21 protein-coding genes are annotated in these 21,898 nt (G+C 54.3%); 10 read left to right on the forward strand and 11 right to left on the reverse strand.

Annotated elements, in window-relative coordinates:
* Nucleotides 1-16: 16 nt before the first annotated feature.
* The 3 genes from Q3Y66_RS19135 to Q3Y66_RS19145 form a co-directional block, all read right to left on the reverse strand.
* Complete coding sequence (locus Q3Y66_RS19135) at nt 17-790, reverse strand: CoA-transferase subunit beta (RefSeq protein ID WP_008956486.1); 774 nt, start codon at nt 788-790, stop codon at nt 17-19.
* The gene (locus Q3Y66_RS19140) at nt 790-1,623 is read right to left on the reverse strand and encodes a CoA transferase subunit A (RefSeq protein ID WP_008956485.1); all 834 of its coding nucleotides are present in this window, start codon (nt 1,621-1,623) and stop codon (nt 790-792) included. The genes Q3Y66_RS19135 and Q3Y66_RS19140 overlap by 1 nt, the downstream gene beginning before the upstream one ends.
* 199 nt (nt 1,624-1,822) lie before the next feature.
* Nucleotides 1,823-3,151: an adenylosuccinate lyase family protein gene (locus tag Q3Y66_RS19145; RefSeq protein WP_008956484.1), complete on the reverse strand. Its 1,329-nt coding sequence runs from the start codon at nt 3,149-3,151 to the stop codon at nt 1,823-1,825.
* A 139-nt stretch (nt 3,152-3,290) separates the two neighbouring features.
* Here Q3Y66_RS19145 and Q3Y66_RS19150 point away from each other — a divergent pair, with 139 nt between their 5' ends.
* Both Q3Y66_RS19150 and Q3Y66_RS19155 read left to right on the forward strand, forming a co-directional pair.
* Nucleotides 3,291-4,241, forward strand: a complete 951-nt coding sequence (locus tag Q3Y66_RS19150) for an AEC family transporter (RefSeq protein ID WP_008956483.1) — start codon at nt 3,291-3,293, stop codon at nt 4,239-4,241.
* A 33-nt stretch (nt 4,242-4,274) separates the two neighbouring features.
* Complete coding sequence (locus Q3Y66_RS19155; protein ID WP_008956482.1) at nt 4,275-5,003, forward strand: SDR family NAD(P)-dependent oxidoreductase; 729 nt, start codon at nt 4,275-4,277, stop codon at nt 5,001-5,003.
* Between the two features lie 13 nt (nt 5,004-5,016).
* On the opposite strand, the gene Q3Y66_RS19160 is transcribed toward Q3Y66_RS19155, so the two are convergent.
* The 4 genes from Q3Y66_RS19160 to Q3Y66_RS19175 form a co-directional block, all read right to left on the reverse strand.
* Nucleotides 5,017-6,243 carry a CaiB/BaiF CoA-transferase family protein gene (locus tag Q3Y66_RS19160; RefSeq protein WP_008956481.1) on the reverse strand — a complete coding sequence of 409 codons (1,227 nt, stop codon included), beginning with the start codon at nt 6,241-6,243 and terminating at the stop codon, nt 5,017-5,019.
* A 19-nt stretch (nt 6,244-6,262) separates the two neighbouring features.
* A complete protein-coding gene (locus tag Q3Y66_RS19165; RefSeq protein WP_008956480.1) occupies nt 6,263-7,768 on the reverse strand; it encodes a tripartite tricarboxylate transporter permease in 1,506 nt (501 codons plus the stop codon).
* A gap of 27 nt (nt 7,769-7,795) precedes the next feature.
* Nucleotides 7,796-8,296: a tripartite tricarboxylate transporter TctB family protein gene (locus Q3Y66_RS19170; RefSeq protein WP_008956479.1), complete on the reverse strand. Its 501-nt coding sequence runs from the start codon at nt 8,294-8,296 to the stop codon at nt 7,796-7,798.
* Nucleotides 8,297-8,417: 121 nt separating this feature from the next.
* Nucleotides 8,418-9,404: a tripartite tricarboxylate transporter substrate binding protein gene (locus Q3Y66_RS19175; RefSeq protein WP_008956478.1), complete on the reverse strand. Its 987-nt coding sequence runs from the start codon at nt 9,402-9,404 to the stop codon at nt 8,418-8,420.
* A 257-nt stretch (nt 9,405-9,661) separates the two neighbouring features.
* Here Q3Y66_RS19175 and Q3Y66_RS19180 point away from each other — a divergent pair, with 257 nt between their 5' ends.
* Nucleotides 9,662-10,441, forward strand: a complete 780-nt coding sequence (locus Q3Y66_RS19180) for an IclR family transcriptional regulator C-terminal domain-containing protein (RefSeq protein WP_008956477.1) — start codon at nt 9,662-9,664, stop codon at nt 10,439-10,441.
* Here the strand turns inward: Q3Y66_RS19180 and aroQ are convergent.
* Entirely contained in the window at nt 10,434-10,871 is a 438-nt protein-coding gene (gene aroQ, locus Q3Y66_RS19185) for a type II 3-dehydroquinate dehydratase (RefSeq protein WP_008956476.1), read from the reverse strand. The genes Q3Y66_RS19180 and aroQ overlap by 8 nt on opposite strands.
* Before the next feature lie 85 nt (nt 10,872-10,956).
* The gene (locus Q3Y66_RS19190) at nt 10,957-12,318 is read right to left on the reverse strand and encodes a VOC family protein (protein WP_008956475.1); all 1,362 of its coding nucleotides are present in this window, start codon (nt 12,316-12,318) and stop codon (nt 10,957-10,959) included.
* A 189-nt stretch (nt 12,319-12,507) separates the two neighbouring features.
* Between Q3Y66_RS19190 and Q3Y66_RS19195 the strand changes: the two genes are divergently transcribed.
* Both Q3Y66_RS19195 and Q3Y66_RS19200 read left to right on the forward strand, forming a co-directional pair.
* Nucleotides 12,508-13,362, forward strand: coding sequence for a DUF72 domain-containing protein (locus tag Q3Y66_RS19195; protein WP_008956474.1), 855 nt, complete (start codon nt 12,508-12,510; stop codon nt 13,360-13,362).
* Nucleotides 13,363-13,517: 155 nt separating this feature from the next.
* On the forward strand, nt 13,518-14,861 hold the full coding sequence (locus Q3Y66_RS19200; protein ID WP_008956473.1) for a sodium-dependent transporter: 1,344 nt from the start codon (nt 13,518-13,520) through the stop codon (nt 14,859-14,861).
* A 33-nt stretch (nt 14,862-14,894) separates the two neighbouring features.
* Here the strand turns inward: Q3Y66_RS19200 and Q3Y66_RS19205 are convergent, their stop codons facing one another.
* Nucleotides 14,895-15,110, reverse strand: a complete 216-nt coding sequence (locus Q3Y66_RS19205) for a PA3496 family putative envelope integrity protein (RefSeq protein ID WP_008956472.1) — start codon at nt 15,108-15,110, stop codon at nt 14,895-14,897.
* A 253-nt stretch (nt 15,111-15,363) separates the two neighbouring features.
* On the opposite strand from Q3Y66_RS19205, the gene hexR reads away from it, so the two are divergent.
* The 4 genes from hexR (at nt 15,364) to Q3Y66_RS19225 (ending at nt 20,230) form a co-directional block, all read left to right on the forward strand.
* Entirely contained in the window at nt 15,364-16,218 is an 855-nt protein-coding gene (gene hexR / locus Q3Y66_RS19210; protein WP_008956471.1) for a transcriptional regulator HexR, read from the forward strand.
* A 77-nt stretch (nt 16,219-16,295) separates the two neighbouring features.
* Complete coding sequence (gene uvrD, locus Q3Y66_RS19215; protein WP_008956470.1) at nt 16,296-18,494, forward strand: DNA helicase II; 2,199 nt, start codon at nt 16,296-16,298, stop codon at nt 18,492-18,494.
* 55 nt (nt 18,495-18,549) lie between these two features.
* Nucleotides 18,550-19,029, forward strand: a complete 480-nt coding sequence (locus Q3Y66_RS19220; protein WP_008956469.1) for a phosphate-starvation-inducible PsiE family protein — start codon at nt 18,550-18,552, stop codon at nt 19,027-19,029.
* 106 nt (nt 19,030-19,135) lie between these two features.
* Nucleotides 19,136-20,230, forward strand: coding sequence for a TRAP transporter substrate-binding protein (locus Q3Y66_RS19225; protein WP_008956468.1), 1,095 nt, complete (start codon nt 19,136-19,138; stop codon nt 20,228-20,230).
* A 95-nt stretch (nt 20,231-20,325) separates the two neighbouring features.
* On the opposite strand, the gene Q3Y66_RS19230 is transcribed toward Q3Y66_RS19225, so the two are convergent.
* Nucleotides 20,326-20,742 (reverse strand): acyl-CoA thioesterase, encoded by a 417-nt coding sequence (locus Q3Y66_RS19230; RefSeq protein ID WP_008956467.1) that lies wholly within the window; start codon nt 20,740-20,742, stop codon nt 20,326-20,328.
* A gap of 184 nt (nt 20,743-20,926) precedes the next feature.
* On the opposite strand from Q3Y66_RS19230, the gene Q3Y66_RS19235 reads away from it, so the two are divergent.
* Complete coding sequence (locus Q3Y66_RS19235; RefSeq protein WP_008956466.1) at nt 20,927-21,823, forward strand: PstS family phosphate ABC transporter substrate-binding protein; 897 nt, start codon at nt 20,927-20,929, stop codon at nt 21,821-21,823.
* Nucleotides 21,824-21,898: the final 75 nt, after the last annotated feature.

Here is a 21,898-nt window from a genome sequence, read left to right on the forward strand (position 1 = left end):
CTCATAAATAGCTCCTTTATGCGTCCGCGTGGGCCCGCTCAGTGCGCGCTTTGAGCTCACGCAAAATCGTCAGCTCGTTTTCGCTGGGCTCTGGGGTACTCTCAAGCTGTTCGGCAAAGCGAATTTCCCAGCCGGTTGCGTCAATGACGTCTTCACGGGTTACGCCGGGATGTAGCGATACGACGACAAGCTCTTTGGTCTCCGGGTCGGGTTTCATCACGCATAGGTCGGTGATCACCCGGGTGGGGCCTTTGCCGATATTAGGTACGTTGTCGCGCCCTTTGCCGTCGCGGCCAAAGCCTAGCGTGGTGACAAAGTCGACATCTTTCACAAAGGCACGCTTCGAGTGCTTCAAAGTGATAAACACTTCACCGGCGTTGGTGGCAATTTCCGGCGCACCGCCGCCGCCCGGCAGACGAACCTTGGGCGCTTTGTAATCGCCGATCAGCGTGGTGTTAAGGTTAGCAAAACGGTCGATTTGCGCAGTGCCTAAAAAGCCCACATCGACTTTGCCGCCCTGCAGCCAGTAGCGGAACATCTCTGGCACCGCCACGGTGGTGAGCGCTGATTCGCACAGCTCACCGTCACCGATGGACAACGGCAGAATATCCGGCTTGGTCTGCAACGTGCCGGACTCGTAAATCAGCACTACATCAGGGGCGTGGGTCAGACGCGCCAAATTCGCGGCTTCAGAGGGCAGCCCGATGCCTACAAAACAGGTCATGCCGTTTTCCAGCGCCCGTGCGGCGGTCACCGACATCATTTCAGAAGAGGTATATTCGAGACTCATTAGCTGTTCTCCCCTGCATGATTTTGGACAGCGTTAAAGACGTTGTCGACGAGCCACTGGGTAAAGGTGTCGCGATCGCGGGCGATGGCATCCCACTCTTTATAGAAGCGGTTGCTGCGGCCGTAATAGCCGTGGGTGTACGAGGGCAGCGCGCCTTTCTCAGCTACCGCAATGGCGCTGATGGCCCAGCTGGGAATCACACAGGCATTCGGGTGGGCGTTGAGGTCATCGACGATCTCTTCCACCGTCACGATGCTGTTCTTGGCAGCCAAGACTGCCTCTTTCTGTACGCCCACGATACCTTCTACCAGCACGTTGCCCTGGCGATCCGCCCGCTGGGCGTGGATGATCGAAACGTCCGGGCGCACCGAAGGCACAGCGGCCAGGCGTTCACCGGTAAACGGGCACTCGATGAATTTGATTTGATCGTTGACGCTGGGCAGTTCGCTACCGATGTAGCCGCGAAAAACCGCCAGCGGTAGACCGGCGGCACCCGCTTCAAAGGCACAGGCCATGGCGGCGTGGCTGTGCTCAAGAATCTCGATCTTGCGCGGCCAGCCTTTCTCAACCGCGTCACGCAGTCGATGCAGCGAGCCCACGCCGGGGTTACCACCCCAGGAGAAGATCACCTTTTTAGCGCAGCCAGCGCCAATCATCTGATCGTAGATGATATCGGGGGTCATGCGGATCAGGGTCAGGTCGCGCTTTTTCTGGCGGATCACTTCGTGACCAGCGGCAAACGGAATCAGGTGGGTAAAACCTTCCATGGCCACGGTGGCGCCGTCTTGGACGTAGCGCGCTACCGCGTCATGCAAGCTGAGAAACTCGGCCATGATGGGTGCCTCTTAGCGGGTCATTGGTGTACTGGTTAGTGAACTGCAGCAGATTGTTCGTTGAGCGAACATAGATCCTCTATACGAACAATCTACTGCTGAACATTAATTGGGTCAAACCCAACCGCGCCCGCCTAACGACCTGCCGAACCCATCACTCATTTCACGGCCGCACTTAACGCTTTGTTTTTAAATACGCTTATTGGGATTCTAGCCATTTTGTAGTGCGCATGACCTGGGCTGCGCTGCTACCAAGGTATAAAGCGGGGTCGCAGGCATTACGCAGCGCATCGGGGTCTACGATCCCTTTCACATCAGGATGCTCGGCAAGCACCTCTGAAGAGGGACGTGCTGTCTGGCGTGAGGTTTCTGCCGCTTCCGCGCTGACCTCTTTGGCTTTCTCCACGCCTAGCGTCGGTGCCAGCAAACGTGCGACTGGCTCGGCCATAATGCCGCCACCGGTGGCCGCCAGGTTGCGCCACATGTTGTCGGGGTACACCTCGAGTCCCTCCAGCAGCACGGCCACTTGCTCTAGCGCACCTTCTACCAGCAGAGCGCTCTCCATCAACGGCGCCCACTCCGCATGCCACTCGCCCAAGCCACGCTCAAGGGGCTGAGCGGCAGCATTGATCAACACGCTGGTATGGCCATGCACTTGCCGCGCCGCGCCGCGGATCAGCGCGCTGCGTACCGGGTTACGCTTATGGGGCATGGATGACGACTCCCCCATCCCTGGCGCGGAGGGTTCTGCTACTTCACCTACTTCGGTTTGGGTAAGCAGCGAGACATCCAGGGCGATTTTTTCAGCGGCCCCGGCAACGGCATCAAACGCCGTGCCGAGGGCATGGATCGGGTAGCGGTCGGTATGCCAGGGCAGTACCGGCACCGCCAAGCCTAACCGCTCGGCCAATGCATCCATCCACTCAAGCCCGAGGTTATCCCAACCCGAGTGCACGCCCACCGCACCACCAAACTGAACGGGTAGCTCAATAGCGCTTAAACGGCGGCGCGTTTGCTCCAGACCAATTGCCCAGTGAGCCACCTTGACCCCAAAGGTGATTGGCAGCGCCTGCTGCATTAAGGTGCGTCCCACCATGGGCGTGTCGATATGAGCATCCATCAGCGCTATCGACGCCGAACGGCAGCGCAGCAGTAAGTCATCCAGCGCCGCTAAGCGCGGTTTAAGCAGCAGCATCAGCGCGGAGTCGACCACATCCTGGCTCGTCGCCCCCTGGTGCCAGTAGCGCTTGAGGTCATCGGCGAGCAGCGCACGGCTCTGTTTTACGAAGGGGATAGCCACATTGCCACCGCTGGCGATACCCTCCTCTATGTCGGCGATATTGAAGGTGGCGCTTTGCATTAGCGCGCGCATTTGCTGGCTAACGCCATTCGGCATGGCACCGCTGGCTTCTTGCACTTCTGCTAATGCCAACTCAAAGGCCAGCATGGCATTCACCATGGCCTCGTCGTCACCCTCAGCTAATGCGTGCTGACTCATAAACGGATGCTTTAAAAACGCAGCGGGCATAAATAAACCTCGTTAATGGAAGCAACGGCGGTACCACACTGAACAAACGTACAATTGTTCGTGATTCGAACGCCATGCTAAATTGGTCTGATATTCGGGGCTATGTTTACTTTTCCATCACCGACAAGACAGAGACTCTATGCTCGCTATTCTTGCCATTACTACCCCTATTTTTCTATTGATCAGCACGGGTTATATCGCTAGGTGGAGCGGGCTTATACAACGTGAACAGATGCAAGGTGTTAGCGTTTTTGTGCTGTACTTCGCACTGCCTGCGCTGGTTATCAGAGCGTTAACCCAGCACCCTTTAGAGGAAATACTGCAAATCAACTATTTGGTGGCCTATGGATTGGGCACAGTAGTGGTATTTGGGGGCGGGCTGCTGCTCACCCTGAAGTATCAGCGTCAACCTCTCAATGCCAGCGCTATGCAGGCGCTGGGTATGGCAGCGGCCAACAGTGGCTTTGTTGGCTACCCCGTCGCCGTTATGGTGATTGGCTCACCTGCTGCGGTGCTTTTGGCGCTGAACATGGTCATTGAAACGCTGATTATTATTCCCGCTGCACTCATCTTGGCTGAAATGGCTTCTCAGCAAGGGGTCAGCGTATGGAAAACCGTTAAGCAGACCGCCCTGAGCCTGGCCAAAAATCCTGTTCTTATGGGCTTACTGATCGGTATTTTTTTAGCCGTCACAGGACTACAAATTCCTGTTCCGCTGTTTAAAGCCATTGATATGCTGGCCAATGCCGCAGGTCCGGCGGCTCTCTTTGTCATCGGCGGCGCGCTGTTTGGCCTGCAGGTTAAAGGTATGACCAAAGACGTGGGGCAAATTGTGATCGGTAAACTGATCATTCACCCACTCGTCATCTTAATCGCATTTTTGATTATCCCCGGCATTGATCCTCTCTACATGGTGGGTGCCGTGCTCTTCGCCGCCGCACCGATGATTAGTATTTACCCGCTACTGGGGCAGCGCTATGGCTTAGGCGGTGTAAGTGCTGCCACGATGCTGGTGGCAACAGTGGCCTCCTTCTTCACGCTTAGCCTGATCATCTGGTTAATGACCATGTCAGGGCTAATGGCGTTTTAAAAAACAGTTTTATCGCGAACAAGGATAACAACAATGAGCCAACCGACTTCTCAACTTCACTGCGCCGTCGTGACCGGCGGGGCAAGAAATATCGGCCAAGCTATTGCCCTGCGTCTTCAGCAGGATGGCTATCACGTTATTGTGGTGGATATCGTCGAGCCCGAAGCGCCGACCCTGCAAGCCGATGCTTATCAGGTCGATCTGGCTGATGCAGACGCTACTCGCCGTGTCATGGCAGAAATCGCCGAGCGTTATACGGTGACTCGGTTGGTCAATAACGTCGGTATCGTTGCGCCTGCGCTGATTGAAGAGGCAAAGCTTGAGGACTTCGACAAATTAATGCATCTGAACGTACGTTCGGCATTGATCTGCACCCAGGCGCTGCTACCTGCGATGAAGGCAAACGGCATGGGCCGCATCGTGCTGAATACTAGCCGTGTGGTGCTGGGCAAAGAGGCGCGCTCAATCTATAGCGCCACCAAAGGCGCGCTGCAATCCATGGCCCGCACCTGGGCGCTGGAGCTGGCTGAACACGGCATCACGGTCAACTGCGTTGCCCCTGGGCCTATCGCCACCAGCGCCTTCTGGCAGAACAACCCGCCCGACTCCGAGCGCGCTCGCCGCATCATCGATAATATCCCGCTACAGCGCATGGGTCAGCCTGAAGACGTGGCCCAAGCCATCAGTTTCTTCTGTGACGAACGCAGCGGCTTCATCACCGGCCAAACCCTTTTCGTGTGCGGCGGTGTAACGGTCGGTTAGGCAAACCAATGGCTTATTTCACTACGCCCTTTTGGCGTAAGGCGCTAATTTCCTCAGCGCCTTTGTGCAATAAGCGCTCCAACACGCTATCGGTATCTTCACCCAGTCGCGGCGGTGGCTTGTGATACTCCAAGGGTGTTCTGGAGTATTTGATCGGATTGGCCACCCCGGGCACTGTACCGGTGTCGGTTTCCAGCTCAATCTGCATATTCCGCGCTTGAACCTGAGGGTCAGCAAAGACCTGGGCAATATTCTGGATCGGCCCGCAGGGCACACTAATGGCACCCAGCATCTCTATCCATTCATGGCTGGTACGACGCTGAGTAATCTGCACCATAAGCGGAATCAACTCGAGTCGATGTTTGACCCGCTCGGGGTTGGTGCTAAAACGGGGATCAACGGCTAGCTCGGGCCGCCCCACTGCCTCACAGAAACGCTTGAACTGGCCATCGTTGCCAATGGCAATAATAACCTTTTCGCCGTCCGCGGTAGGGAATGGCTGATAAGGCACCAGGTTGGGGTGATACTCACCGGTGCGGGTTGGCGGGGTGCCGCTGCAGAAGTAATTAAGCGCCTGATTAGCCAACCAACTGACCTGAACATCCAGCAGCGCCATATCAATATATTGCCCCAGGCCGGTAGCGTGCCGGTGATGCAACGCGCCGAGGATGGCAATGGTGGCATTCATGCCCGTGGTCAGGTCGGAGACGGCCATACCCACCCGCTGTGGCCCGGCTCCGGGTTCACCGTCTGCCGCGCCGGTAATACTCATTAACCCAGCCTGCGCTTGGATCAAGTAGTCATAGCCCGCCATGGAGGCCATTGGCCCCGTCTGCCCGAACCCGGTAATTGAGCAGTAAATCAAACTCGGATTAATCGCCTCTAATGTGGCGTAGTCGAGCCCCTTGCATGCTAGGCCGCCACTCTTAAAGTTCTCTACCAGAATATCGCTTTCAGCGGCTAGCTCACGCACCAGCGCCTGGCCTTCCGGCTGACCAATATCCACGGTCACCGAATGCTTGCCGCGATTAGCGGAAAGGTAGTAGGCCGACTCGCGAGTATCGTTGCCCTCTTTATCTTTTAACCAGGGAGGCCCCCAATGGCGCGTATCGTCACCAAGCAGCGGATGCTCAATTTTAATCACTTCGGCGCCCATATCGGCCAGTATCTGCGTACACCAGGGGCCAGCCATTACACGGCTTAAATCCAGTACCCGCAGCCCTGTCAGTGGTCCCGCCATTGCACTTCTCCGAAGAACATCAAACTTCTTGTGATTTGGCGGCAGCATTGCGCGCTTCACGGCGCGCGGAAATAAAGCGGTAGAGTGCCAGGGAAATGGAGCCCACCGTCAATGCAATGAAAACCCAGGTAATGGGACCGCGCACGAAGATCGACAGATCGTTATGTCCGATCAATAAAGAGCGGCGCAGATTATCTTCGAACATTGGCCCGAGGATAAACCCGATCAAAAAGGGCGCAGCCGGTATCGCGGCGCGATTGAAGATATAGCCCATGACGCCAAAGGCCATCATCACCCATATGTCAAAGGTGTCGTTATTAACGGCGTAAGCGCCATAAACGCAGAACATCAATACGATGGGAAAGAGGACAGATTTAGGGATATCAGCAATCAAAGAGAAGTACTTGATGGCCACATTACCCACCAACAGCAATACGACAGAGCTGAACATAATGCCCATAAACAGGGCGTAGATCAGGGATAGATTCTCTTGGAACATAAGGGGGCCAGGCGTAAGCCCATGAACCATAAAGGCACCAAGGATAATGGCCGTGATGACATCCCCTGGAATACCTAGAGATAGCAGAGGAATCATCGTCGCCCCGGCGACGCCATTATTACCAGCCTCGGCGGCGGCAACACCCTCTACCTCGCCTTTACCAAAGTTAGCCTTATTGGGCGACCGCCTACGTGCATCGCTATAGGAAATAAAAGCAGCCGCAGTAGCGCCAGTACCTGGGATTGCCCCAATAATCACGCCAATCAAACTGCCCCGCACAATGGTGGTCATGCAGCGCTTCAGCTCAGAAAAAGCAAGACCGGCACCGCTCGCCTTAGCCTTAATATGAGGAAGCGCTTTTTTGCGGTAGAACTCTATAATCTCGGGGATGGCAAACAGACCAATCAACAGCGGGATAAAGGAGATGCTGTCCATCAAGTTGTAATTGCCAAAGGTAAACCGTTGAGAACCGAAGACTTCATCCAGCCCTACCAGGGAAAGCAGAATACCCAATAGCGCTGCCATCAAGCCCTTGATCATAGAGCCGCTGGCCAAAGAAATAATGATGGTAAGCGAAAAGCAGATCAGCCAGAAAAACTCTGGCGCGCCAAAGTTCAGGGCAATTTTTGCCAAATAGGCAGCAAAAAAGATCAGGGCAATATTAGAGATGAAGTCGGCAATGACCGACGAATAAAGTGCTGTCTTAAGTGCCTTCTTCGCATGCCCCTGTTGCGCCATGGGGTAGCCGTCCAACAAGGTACAGGCGGAGGCAGGTGATCCGGGGGTTCTTATCAAAATGGCCGTAATTGAACCACCGTACATTCCCCCTTTATAGATACCTACCAGCAGCAAAATAGCGGCGACAGGCTGCATGGAGAAGGTAAAGGGCAATGCCAGTGCCACCGCCATCGTGGCGGTCAAGCCAGGAATCGACCCCACCACCACGCCGATGACGACCCCCACAGCGATAGCGATGAAGTTATCTAAACTAAAGAATAACTCTATGACTTCCGAAAAATTTTCCATAGATCACCCAGCAGAATAAGTAGCCAATCAGAAGCCGATTGGCGATATCGGAAGCGGCACATTCATGACTTCTACAAATATGAATGTCACAACGATAGGAAATACAAATGCCATGCTATAGACCCACCACGTGCGAACAGGGTGCGCCACAAACAGCACCAGCGTCGCGAGAATGCCGGTAAACACCGCTCCCATCGATTCAAACAAAGCGACATATATCAACAGGGCGCCCACCATCAATACAAAGCGCCGCGTCGAACCCTTCTCAATATTTCGTTCATCCTCCTCACTGCTTCTGTCTAACAGGAAGCCTTGCAGGATGAGCAGGATAGAAAACAGCAGTATCAACCAGCCAACAATTTCTGGCAGCCAACGAGGCGACATCATGGGGTTTTGCATGATGGGCGGTTCATTGATGTAGTTAGGCACCAGATAAAAGACCAGCGCAATGGAAAAGCAAAGCAGAATAACGCCCGCCAATACGTCAGCCGGGTCTTTCACGCTGCGCTTATAATCCGAGGTAGTCATCACTGCCTTCTCCAAAGAACCAAGTAATATAGAGCTAAGAGATATAGAGCTAAAAGACTTTGAAACAAGAGAGGCGAGGACGCTTGCCCTCGCCTCTCCGTTAGATCAAAGGCTGCCTTGCTTACTGGCTAATACCCGCCTGCTCAGCTACGTTTTCCCAACGCTCCAAGTCTTCAACAATGAACTGCTTGAACTCTTCACCCGACACTTGACCCGGCTCAGCACCCAGTTGGTCCGCGAAGTCCACAAACTCTTCGCGCTCCATCACCTTGGCCAGTGCATCTTGCATGACGCTTTGAGCTTCTTCCGGGAAGGAGTTGTGTGCTATCAGACCGAACCAGGCAGTCGTGATGAACTGGTCAAGGTTGTATTCACCGATTTCTGACAGTGTCGGGACATCGGGCAGATACTCGGAGCGTTCGGCAGAAGTGACTGCAAGCGCCCGTAGATCACCGGAACGTATATGCGAAAGCACCGTCGGCATATTCTCGAACGCCACATCAACATCGCCACCCAGCAACGCCGGAAGCGCCGCACCACTGCCAGCAAAAGGCACTGCCGTCAGGTTGGTTTCGGTCAGTGTTTTGAACAGTTCGCCCGACATATGAATGGAGCTACCCACGCCACTGTGACTGAAGGTCATGCTTTCTTCTTTAGCCGCTTCTACGAACTCAATAACGCTTTCATAAGGGCTGTCTGCAGGGACCACCATGACGTTAGGTATGTCGACCATGTTTTGCAGGAAAACGAAATCTTCGACCGGATCGTAGCTAAGATCTGGATAGATGGCAGCACCAATGGTGTGCCCTGGCGAGGCCATCAAAATGGTGTGTTCAGCATCGCGGCCACCGCGAGCGAGACGCCCGGTTCCGACCGTAGAACCTGCGCCGGGGCGATTTTCTACAATGACATTAGTGTCGAGTTCTTGCTGAAGAAGATCGGCAACGCGACGCGACAGTACATCGGTAGTGCCGCCAGGAGCGTAAGGCACTACCAAGCGTACATCATTTGTCGGCCACTCATCAGCGCTGACAGAGGTAACGGTAAGGCCGAGCGCCAGAGCGCTTCCACAAGCAGCCAGATATGCAGAGCCAAGGAGTTTTTTCATTTTTCTTCCTATGCGTTGTTTAGCCATTATTATGCTTAATTATTGTTCGCAATACGTACATGTATTCGTAATCTGATCGGTGAGGTTACTTTGTTGCCAGTCTATTAAAAAACACAACTTTAGTAGCAGGGAGTATCAAAAAGCGTTTTAGGGGCCGCAGCATGCCGTCGGAAAGGCTTTAATAACGCACAAGTTCGCAATGCGAACATTTTTGCGCTAATCTTTTCTATCAAACGTTAAGGTAAGGGATGATAACAATGCAGGAAGAGATGTTGAGTGAAGATAGCCGTGATTTTGTAACAGCATTAGCCAGCGGCTTAGAGGTAATACAGGCATTCGATCACGAACACCCGCGTATGACATTGAGCGAGGTCGCAACGCGGACGGGAATGAATAGAGCAAAAGCTAGGCGTTTCTTACTCACCCTACATGCACTGGGCTTCGTGCGTAAGCAACAGCGTTACTTTGAATTAGCACCTCGCGTCCTTCAGCTCGGCTATGCATTTTTATCGGCTAATAATTACAGAGACGTTATTCAACACTATTTAGAAGATATTACCGCTGAAACGGGGGAGTCATCGTCACTTGGCGTGTTAGATGGTAATGATGTTATCTATGTCGCCCGCTCGGCAGCCAAACATCGCTTAATGGCGATCACACTTTCAGTGGGCACCCGACTGCCAGCAGCTCATACTTCTATGGGGCGCATACTTCTTGCTCAGCTCAACGATACGGCTCTTGATCATTTTCTATCGTCGATTTCTTTAGAGCCCTACACCGATAAAACGGTAACTGATGTTAAAGAATTACGCAGACAAATAGTTAACGCACGGCAACAAGGCTATGCGATTTCTGATCAAGAGCTAGACTCTGGGTTACGCTCTATCGCTGTTCCAGTTTTTGATGCCAAGCAGCACTTAATGGGCGCAATCAATATTAGTACCAACGCGGCTCGGGTCGACCTCGACACGTTGATTAATATTTACTTACCGGTGCTCCAAGATAAAGTCGCGCAAATACGTTCGCATATTAATTAACCATTACCGCGTCTAACGCCGCACGATAACCTTGCACACCTAAGCCAGCAATCACACCATCAGCACGCAGTGAAACGTAGGAGTGGTGCCGAAAGGCTTCACGTTTGTGCACATTCGACAAATGCACCTCAATCACTTTGCCATCAAAAGCATTGAGTGCATCAAGAATCGCCACTGAGGTATGCGTATAAGCAGCAGGATTGATAATAATTGCTTGGGTGCCATCAAGACGCGCGACGTGAATGGCGTCGATTAACTCTCCTTCGTGGTTGCTCTGAAGGCATTGTATATCCCAGTCGGCCATCACCGCTCTCTCCCGCAGAATGTTATTCACATCCTCTAATGTCTCGTAGCCGTATATCTCCGGCTGGCGAGTACCCAGCAAATTTAGATTGGGCCCATGTAATACCAATACCTTGCCTTGACTCATGACTTCTCCACTCTTTGCCTTGCCATCTAAATTGGCGAGTTAGCTCATCTGAACAACTGCATTAGTCGATCAGCTGTTCTATCACTTAACCCGCCAATTGCGCTAGCGCCTGTTCAAGCGATGCCTGCTGGCGCTGGGCATACAGCTCAATCTCATCAGTTACTTTAGCCCCTAAAGCCTGCTCAAACTGCTGCTGACTTGCACTACTGGTGTAATTTTCATGGCTGCTTCCACCCAAGTTGGACTGGAAAATTCCGGCCGCGCTAACAGGTAAGAAGTCTTCATAAATCATGGGTGCTATCGTGAGAGCGCCTTGTTCGATCAGGCTTTCCACCTGCTCTAACGTCACTGATCCTGCTACAGATGCACCCTGGGCCGCCTGATAATGAAAAAACGCTAGCCCGTCACGATGTAGCGTAGCGTAATCATCAGGGAAGGCCTTAAACACTTCGGCTAGATGCGCCTGATGGGCGTCGTTATCCGCAGCCGTCGGTGCATTTTCTCGGGCAGCCGCTAGCAGGCGATCATAGAGCGCACGCCCCTTATGGGTTAAGGCGATACCGCGCTGCTCGATTTCACCAAAGCGAGCGGTGTGCTTGCCCTCGGCGGCATCAGCGAAAGCGATGGTCTCCTCTAACGCTTTAAAGCTGGTTTGACGCAGCAGTATCGGGCAATTACGACGAGGAGGTCCTTCGATAGTCGCTTTAGGGTCAATGCCGACACTGGGCATGCGCCGCTGCACTTCGTCAATGTCTAACGTGCGCGGCGTTAGGTGATTAATGTGCGGGCCGCGGAAACAGACCACGTCGGCGATCAGGCGATGCTCATTATGCAAACGGTCATAAGTAGCCAAATCGACCGTGGCGTTGTCATGCCAACGGAACGTTTCCAGCGCTTCCTGAACGAACTGCTCGGCATCGGCGGCGCTAAGCCCACCCTGCTGCTCGAAGCGTTCAATGAGCGTTTTCACATTAGCAGTAAAAATATCCCGTGAGCTTAAAATGGCGCTTGCCTGTTCGCGGAGTTCGGCCTTTTCGATGAGTTCCAGGCGCAGCAGCGAGGTAAAGACGCGAAAGGGATTCCGTTTGAGCGCACGATCGGCGACCGGACGAAATGCCGTGGAGTGCACCGGCACGCCCGCCGCCGCCAGGTCGTAATAGCCCACCGGCTCCATTCCCATTACTGCGAACATTCGCCGTAGCATGGCAAGCTCGTTAGCGCTGCCCACGCGAATCGCGCCGTGGCGTTCAACATTGATGCGGGCCAGCTCGTCGCCCTCCTGCAGCGCACCGTTAAGTTCTGGATTAGCAGCTAGCATCTCTCGATTAACAGCCTCGACCAGCGACAACAAGGTGCCGTATTGCGGCACTTCCTGCTGATACATCGCTGACATTGCGCTGGAAAATTGGTCGCGGATTTCATCACTGCTAACGTACGCTGAACTCATGGAATTGTCCTATTTATAAACGGCTATATCTGCCCATAGAAGGCTATATCTACATAGTAGCGCTATCGGTGCCTTAACAATTTCACTTTTTCCGCACCTTGCTACACCTAAAAGCCCCCTCACCTTAACGAGTAGGTATTTTAAACTGTTACATTAGCGCTTGATCTTATGAACCTAGGCACGCCATCAATGACGCTTCCGCTTTATTTAGGTTTGCCCATGTGGGCCAATCAAGACTGGCTCGGCAGCCTTTATCCGCGCCATGCCAAAACCGAGCTATTAAGCGATTATGCCGCGGTGTTTTCGAGCGTTGAAGGTAACACTACGTTTTATAGCGGTATTCCAAAACCGGAAACCGTGGCCGCTTGGGCACGCCAGGCGCCACCCCACTTTCGTTTTTGTTTTAAATTACCGGCAACCGTCACTCACGATCAACGGCTTACCCATTTAGAAGACGCATGGGCATTTTTAGCCGCCCTTGAACCGCTGCACGATCGCTTTGGACCCACCATGGTTCAACTACCGCGCGATTTTGGCCCTCAAGAACTCCCTCAGCTGGAAGCGTTACTCGCCGATTGGCCTGCTCATTTGCCTTGCGCGGTAGAAGTACGCCATCCTGATTTTTTCCACAAAGGGGCCGCTGAAATCGCCCTTAACCGCCTGTTGATAACTTATTCGGCCAACCGCGTGATGCTCGACGTCCGTCCGCTCTTCTCAACCCCGCCAAATGACCATATGGGCCTGGCTCATGCCCAGCAAGAAAAGCCAAAACTCCCACTACACGTGCTTTCCACGGCAAATTATCCGGTGATTCGCTTTATTGGCCATATTGACAAAACAATAAATAGTGACTACTTCACCGCTTGGAAGGCTCGTCTAAAGCTGTGGATAAATCAGGGGAAAACCCCTTTCTTATTTGTGCATACTGCAGATAACCGTGAGTCTCCTCACATGGCTCGGCTACTTTATAACGCCCTCGGAGAGGAGACGCCCTTACCCTCGCTTGAGCCCTTTGCAGGTGAAAAGCAAAGCCAACTCTTTTAGACCACCTTTTTAGGTGAGCTAACTGGCATGCTTGCGGTTGATCAGATAAATTGCGCTTACTTTTGGAAAAGGACGTCAGCAATGACTCCATTTTCCGATAACTAGCGTGCTCAACACGTAGTGACTTACACAACAATCGACTTAATGGGTGATGTATGGCGAAGCTTGCGCATGCGCAGTGGTCATCGCGAATGACCTTTGTGCTGGCCGCCGCTGGTTCAGCGGTGGGTCTAGGGAATATATGGAAATTTCCGTATATGGTGGGTGAAAGCGGCGGCGCTGCTTTCGTCTTTGTGTATTTACTTTGTATCGCGCTGATTGGCTTGCCTATTCTCGTCTCCGAGTGGCTACTGGGGCGGCGTGGACAGAAGAACCCTGCCAGCACGATGTCAGAACTGGCCCGCACCGCAAACAAGCCAAAAGCATGGGCCATTGTCGGCATTAGCGGCATTGTTGGGGCCTTTTTGATTTTGTCGTTTTACAGCGTGATTGGTGGCTGGTCGCTCTACTACACCGTTAACTCAGTGAGCGGTGCCTTTAGCGGTCAAGACGCCGACGGGATTGGCGCCCTGTTTAATGGCATGCTGAGTAACCCAAGCTTACTGCTGTTGGGCCATTCGATCTTTATGCTACTGGTGATTGGCATTGTCGCCCGCGGTGTTACCAAAGGGCTTGAAGGCGCTGTACGCATTCTAATGCCAGTACTCGCGCTGCTGCTCGTTGTGCTGATCGGTTACGGCATGTCGACCGGCCACTTTGGTGAAGCGTTGACGTACATGTTCAACCCGGACTGGAGCAAGCTCAGCGCAGAAACCGTGCTGGCCGCCTTAGGTCACGCCTTCTTCACCCTCTCACTGGGTATGGGCATCATGATGGCTTACGGCTCTTACTTGGGCAAAGAGATCAACCTGCTACAAACCGCCCGCACGGTCATCATCATGGACACCGTCATTGCCCTAGGCGCCGGTTTAGCCATTTTCCCGATTGTGTTTGCCAACAACCTGGATCTTGCCTCAGGCCCTGGGCTGATTTTCGTCACTCTGCCGCTAGCATTTGGCAATATGGATGGTGGCTTGATCCTAGGCTTGATGTTCTTCTTGCTGCTTACGTTTGCGGCGCTGACTTCGGCGATTTCACTGCTTGAGCCCGTAGTTGAGTTTATTGAAGAGCGCACGCCGCTCAGACGTGTCATGGCAACTGTTGTGGCCGGCGTGGGGGCTTGGTTGCTCGGCATTGCGGCTCTGCTATCGTTCAACGTATGGAGCGAACCGCTCATGTTTGGACTGGGCGTGTTCGATCTGCTGGATACGCTGACCAGCAAAATAATGCTGCCGCTAACCGGACTAGGCGCGATTCTCTTCGCCGCTTGGTGCCTGGATCGCAAAAGTGTCGAAGCCGAGCTTGAACTTTCAGCGACCGGTAAAAGCGTATGGAACATCATCGCGCGCTATGTAGCGCCCGCTGGCGTTATTGCGGTGTTCGTGACAGGGCTTATTTAAGGTAAGCCGTCACTTCCCTGCTGTTTGCTAACCTCAGTGCAATTCGCTCTCTTGCCGATCTTCATCGGGCAAGGGGGCGATGTCCCGCGATAGCTTCTGAAATTCTCGATGCAATTCAATCCCACGACGCGCTCTTAGGCTACGCTGGGCAGCGCTGCGCTGACGCTGGGCATGTTCATCTACTTGCATACTCATAAAGATGTCGAGCAGTTCGCTTTTAACCGAGGTGATGCGTTCGACGTTTCTCATAATCGACGTTCCTCCAGGTGAATATGCCTTCGTCCACCTGCATCCGTGACGACTGTTTGATGCAGTGCGGCACTTCACTTCTTACTATAACCTACTTGACAAAATGATGAACATTCTTAAAAAAAGTGCCTAACGGCATTTTAACGCTAACCTTAAACAACGCTTTTCATGCCCATTTGCGCTATCAGTCAGGCATACTGTGGCAAATGCTAGAAGTAAGCCAAGTGTGTGCTGAAGAGCCAAGGAGCTGAACGTGAGTCGCGCCCTGTTCGATGAAATGAGACGCCGCATGGAGCACTTTCGACGCTCCGAGCAAAAAGTGGCACGGTTTGTACTGCGCAACCCCGAAGAGGTTATCCACATGCGTATTGTGGATTTGGCCACTGAAGCCACCGTCAGCGAACCGACCGTGGTGCGCTTTTGCCGTGCGCTGGGGTGTAACGGCTTTCAGGACTTCAAGCTACAGCTAGCACAAATGCTGGCCAGCGGCAGTCAGTTTGCACAGTTTTCCATGAACGATAGCGACTCGGTCGCTGAGTTTTCCCATAGCATCTTTGACTCGACCGTGGGCACGCTGCTCTCTGTGCGTGACCGGCTAGATAACGACGCCCTGGGCCGAGCGGTTAATGCGCTAGCGATGGCTAATCGCGTGGAGTTCTATGGCTTTGGCGCCTCAGGCGCGGTCGCCTTTGACGCCCAGCACAAGTTTTTCCGGCTGCAAATTTCCACCTCAGCCTACGCCGACCCCCATATGCAGAATATGTCGGCAGTGACCTTGAACGATGGCGATGTGGTGGTGGCAATTTCACAAACCGGCCGTACCAAAGCGCTAGTCGCCAGCGTACGCCTAGCTCGCGAAGCGGGCGCGACAGTGATTGGCTTGTGCCCCAGCGGTTCACCGCTGGCCGATGAGGTCAGCCTGCCGCTGTATATTGATGTCCACGAAGACACCGAAATCTACACGCCGCTTAGCTCACGCATTGCCCATCTGGTGCTGATTGATGTGCTCGCCGTCGGGGTCGCTAAAACCCGCGGCCCAAAACTCGCCGAACAGCTCAAAGCGGTTAAAAAGAGCCTTAATACGCTGCGCTTTCCGGAAGATCCTTAATCGTTAACCTGTATACACAGCCAGTTTGCTGGCTGTGCTAGACTAGCCGCCTATTTTTTGATCCGGCAGCGGCTACTATGGACGACGTCACGGCGATTCTCGATCAGCTCAACTCCGCCCAGCGCGAAGCAGTGAGCGCCCCCCAAGGTAACCTGTTGGTGCTCGCGGGCGCAGGCTCCGGCAAAACCCGCGTGCTGGTTCATCGCATCGCCTGGCTGATGCAGGCCGAAGGGTTGTCTCCCTACGCGCTGCTGGCGGTCACCTTTACCAATAAAGCCGCCAAAGAGATGCGTACGCGGCTTGAGACGCTGCTGAGCCTCTCGCTGCGCCACGTCTGGGTGGGCACCTTTCACTCCATTGCCCACCGCCTGCTGCGCACCCACTGGCAGGACGCTCGGCTGCCGCAGCACTTCCAGATTATCGATTCCGACGATCAGCTACGCCTAGTCAAACGGCTGCTGAAAGATTACTCGATCGACGCCGAACGCTATCCGCCGCGCCAGGTGCAGGGGTTTATTTCCGGCTGCAAAGAAGAAGGGCTGCGCCCGCATCAGGTCAACGTCGATGGCGATGCCTACATGGGGCAAATGGTCGAGCTCTACGAGCGTTACCAGCTCACCTGTGAGCGCGGCGGCCTGGTCGATTTCGGTGAACTGCTGCTGCGAAGCCTGGAGTTACTGCGCGATAACCCAGCACTGTTAAAACACTACCAGGAGCGCTTTGGCCACGTACTGGTTGATGAGTTTCAAGATACCAATACCCTGCAATACGCCTGGCTAAAACTGCTCACCGGCATGAAGACACCGATGACCGCCGTCGGTGATGACGATCAGTCGATCTACGGCTGGCGCGGCGCCAAAGTGGAAAATATCAGCCGCTTTGAGCAGGAGTTTCCGCAAACCCATACCGTGCGCCTAGAGCAGAACTATCGTTCCACCAGCGCGATTCTGGAAGCCGCCAATACGCTGATCAGCCACAACAGCGAGCGGATGGGTAAAAACCTGTGGACTGATGGCATCGAAGGCGAGCCGATCTCGATCTACGCCGGGTTTAACGACCTGGAAGAAGCGCGTTATATCGTTGATACCATCAAAGAGAAGGTCGACGAAGGCTTTAACCGCCGAGATATCGCGATTCTCTACCGCTCCAATGCCCAGTCGCGGCTGCTGGAAGAGACCCTGATTCGCCAAGGCATGCCCTACCGTATTTACGGTGGCCACCGTTTTTATGAACGCTTAGAAATCAAAAATGCCTTGGCTTACCTTCGCCTGATGCTCAACCGCGATGACGATGCCTCCCTTGAGCGGGTCATTAACGTCCCCACTCGTGGCATCGGCACGCGCACGGTCGAGATTGTCCGCTTGCGTGCCCGTGAACAAGGTATTCAGCTGTGGCAGGCACTCCACGATGCGATTAACGACGGTACCTTGAAAGGTCGCGCTGCCAATGCCGTGCAAACCTTCGCCAACCTGATCGAGCAGCTCGATAACGACGCCTCCGGCATGGCACTGCACGAGATTATCGATCACGTTACCGTTCATACGGGGTTAATCGAGCATCACAAAAGTGAACGCGGCGAGAAAGGCCAGGCCCGCGTCGAAAACTTGGAAGAGCTGGTCACTGCTGCCCGCGCCTTTACCCAAGGCGATGTCTTTGAAGCCCCTGAAGCGGGCGAAGGCATGGCCGCACTGGAAGCATTTCTCTCTGAAGCCGCCCTTAACGCTGGCGACCATGAAGCTGAAGAGTTCGAAGACAGTGTGCAGTTAATGACGTTGCACTCCGCCAAAGGCCTGGAGTTTCCCGTGGTGTTCATTGCCGGGGTCGAGGAGGGACTTTTCCCGCACAAGATGTCCCTGGAAGAGCCGGGCAGGCTCGAAGAGGAGCGCCGGCTGTGTTACGTCGGCGTCACTCGCGCCATGCAGAAGCTCTACCTGACCCACGCAGAAACACGCCGCCTGCACGGCAAAGAAGTGTTTCCACGCCCCTCACGCTTCTTACGCGAGCTACCTCCACACCTGCTGGAAGAAGTCCGCCTGCGCGGGCATATTTCACGCCCAGTGACCGCGTCGCGCACTTCCTTTGCCCAGCAAAGCGTTGAGAGCAGCGGCGACCTTCCCAGCCTGCACGTCGGCCAGGGGGTTGAGCATCCAGTGTTCGGTGAAGGCATTATTCTCAACGCGGAAGGCGAAGGTGCCCGCGCCCGTGTACAGGTCAGCTTTGAAGGCGAAGGGGTAAAATGGCTGGTACTTGGCTTTGCTAAGCTGACGCCGCTATAGCGATCTGTTCACTTACGTCCCATTGAATGCGCCCAGGCGCCATGTAGAGGTCATTATGAAACAGCGCTTAAAACGCCTATTTCCAGAAGTGAGTAACGGCTGGCAGGCACTCAGCGGCTACCAGCGTTTTGAACGCTTAGTATCGATGGTACTGACCCTCGCCATCGGCGGCGCTGTGCTGGTCGCCATGTATTATCTGGTCATTCATGTGGTACAGCTGCTGTTTATTCAAAGCCGCGACCCCTTTGACTACCGCGTGTTTCAAGCCTTGTTCGACATGATTCTTACCGTCTTGATTGCCATGGAGTTCAACAACTCCATTATCCGCACAATGACCAGCGGGAAAGGCTTCATTCACGTTGAAATCGTCGTGCTGATTGCCATTATGGCGCTGGTGCGCAAGTTTATGGTGCTGGATATGGAAGTCATCGACCCTTGGCAAATTGGTGCGCTATCGGTCGCGGTCTTGGCGTTAGGCGGTTGCTATTGGCTGGTGCGCCATGGCAACAGTATGAAAGACGCAGCGGATGATTGATCAGAAGGCTTGCGAGCTAAATTCGCTATAAAGCATACTAACCAGCGGACACGGCGCGCACAGCGCCCTATAACAACAGTATGATTACTTTTGGAGTTTTGCTCACATGCAACGCCGTAACTTTCTTAAAACCGTTGGCCTAGGTGCCGCCGGTGTCGCTGCTGCCCCCTTTGTAACCACCTCTAGCGCCCGCGCTCAAGAGACCTATACCTGGGACATGGTCACCTCGTGGCCGAAAAACTTTCCCGCCCTGGGTACAGGTGCAAATGATTTTGCCCGCCGGGTCGAGCAGCTTTCCAACGGCCGCATGCAGATTCGTGTACATGGCGCAGGTGAGTTGGTACCTGCACTTGAAGTATTCGACGCCGTGGCGGCGGGAACCGCTGAGATGGGTCACTCTGCGTCGTATTACTGGCGCGGCAAAGTGGCCGCCTCGCAGTTTTTCACCGCTGTACCGTTCGGCATGAATACCACCGAAATGAACGCTTGGCTGTACCATGGTGGCGGCCAAGAACTGTGGGATGAAATCTATGCCAATCACAACCTGAAACCCTTTGCTGTCGGTAACACTGGCACGCAGATGGCGGGCTGGTTCAAGAAAGAGATCAACTCGCTAGACGATATGCAGGGGCTGAAATTACGCCTGCCAGGCCTCGCGGGTGAAGCGATGAACGGCATCGGTGTCAGCACCGTCAACATGCCGGGATCCGAGATTTTCACCTCGCTACAAACCGGCGCTTTGGATGCCGCTGACTGGGTGGGGCCGTATAACGATTTGGCGTTCGGTCTCCACCAGGTCGCTGATTACTACTACACGTCGGCGTGGAACGAGCCCTCAGCGGTACTGGAAGGCACGATCAACCTGGATGCCTGGAACGCGCTGCCGGAAGACCTGCAGGACGTCATTCGCGAAGCCGCACGTGCATCTAACCTAGCGATGATCAGCGAATTCGCCTTCCGCAATGCCCAGGCACTAGAAGCATTGGTCGATGAGCATGGCGTTCAGCTGCGCACCTTCCCTGAAGACGTGATGGCAGCGCTTTACACCTCCTCCCAGGATGCCATCCAGCGCCAAATCGAGGACGATGAAGAGTCCCGCCGCGTGTATGAATCTTACTCGGCGTTTCAGAAACTACTGCGTCCGTTTAGCGACGTGGGTGAATACGCCTATCTCAAGAACCGCGACAACGTAGGTGCCTGATTATCCAGTCAGGTAAGCAGCAAGTACGGCAAAGGGCGCACTGAGCGCCCTTTTGCTATTTAAGGGGGGAACATTGAAGGGGTTGATAAGAAGGGCTATTCGCTGTGTACCGCTCGGATCCGTCCGTTATCGTCTAATGCGACCATTACAAAACGCGCCTCTGTCACCTTTTGACGCTCTTCAATCCGTTGCCCATGGGGCGGGCGTACCCATACTTCCACATCAATTTTGATTGAGCTATGACCGATCTCTTGTACCTGGGTGTAGACACTGACCATTGAGCCGACGCGCACCGGGCTTAAAAAATCCATGGCTTCAATCGCCACGGTGGCCGTTCGCCCACCCGCTTCGCGGCAGGCTGCAAGCTCCGCTGCCTGGTCCATTTGATTGACTAGCCAACCACCGGGTATATCACCATAAAGATTGGTATCTTGGCGGGAAGCCAGTAATTTTAAAGTAAGCTGCCCTTGAGGGGCCGGTACGTCATCCAAATCGGTTTCCAGAAGAGTCATGGGTTCGTCGCTTAGTCAGTTTATTGTTGTAAACGTTGCAGTAAGGCACATTGCCAAGAGGCGTTGCTGCGTCGCAACACAAGTGAATGGATTCAGTTAACCATAAGAGGACGCTTGTTTGAATACTCTTTCATCTCATAGAAGCTACCTTTTATCGCTACGGCACACCTTAGGTTGCTGGGTGATGATGGCTCTGCTGCTGGTGACGCCACCTACTTGGGGGCAATCACTGCCGATAACCGGCACGTTAGGTGCCGTCGGTTCTGACACCATGGCTGGGCTCATGCTGCGCTGGGGCGAAACACTGACTTCCCGCTACCCAGAGGTAAAGCTGCAATTTCAAGCCAGCGGCTCGGCCAGCGCGCCAACCGCGCTAATGGCAGGTACCACCCGGCTGGGGCCGATGTCGCGGCCGATGAGCACCGAAGAGCAGGATAACTTTATTGAGCGCTACGGCTACCCGCCGCTAGAGTTAAAAGTTGCCCGTGACGCGCTGATTGTGGTCGTCCATCGCCATAACCCGCTGCGCGCGCTCACCCGCCAGCAGGTCGATGCCATCTTCTCGACCTCACGCGCCTGCGGTGCCGAGGCGCCGATACGACGCTGGGATCAGCTCTCGGCAACGCGTGACTGGTCATTTGGCAGTATTGCGTTACATGGTCGCAACCTTGCCTCCGGCACTCACGGGCTATTTCAAGAACGGGCGCTGTGCGGCGGCCTCTTTCGCAACGATATTAGCGAACACCCCGGCTCATCGGCCGTCGTCGCTGCAGTGGGCGAGTCTGCCAATGCAATGGGATACGCCGGGTTTAACCACCTAACGCCGGCCGTGCGCGCATTAAGCCTTTATGACGATGACGGCATCGCTATACCGCCCGATGAAGCAGCGATACAGAGCGGTGATTATCCGCTGTCGCGCTACCTCTACCTCTACGTGAACCTGCCGCCCGGGGCATCCTTACCGCCCGCCGAGCAGGCACTACTGACGCTGATCATGTCCGATGAGGGCCAGCAAATTGCACGCGCATCCGGTTTTGTCCCCTTAACCCCAAGCGTCCTTGACGCGCAGCAAAGGTGGTAAGCCGCTGTCATCTAATTGACACATAATCGTCTTAGAGTAGGGAATCATTCTATGCACCGTTTTCACTATAAGCTC

The sequence above is a fragment of the Halomonas sp. HAL1 genome (assembly GCF_030544485.1).
Taxonomy (GTDB): domain Bacteria; phylum Pseudomonadota; class Gammaproteobacteria; order Pseudomonadales; family Halomonadaceae; genus Vreelandella; species Vreelandella arctica.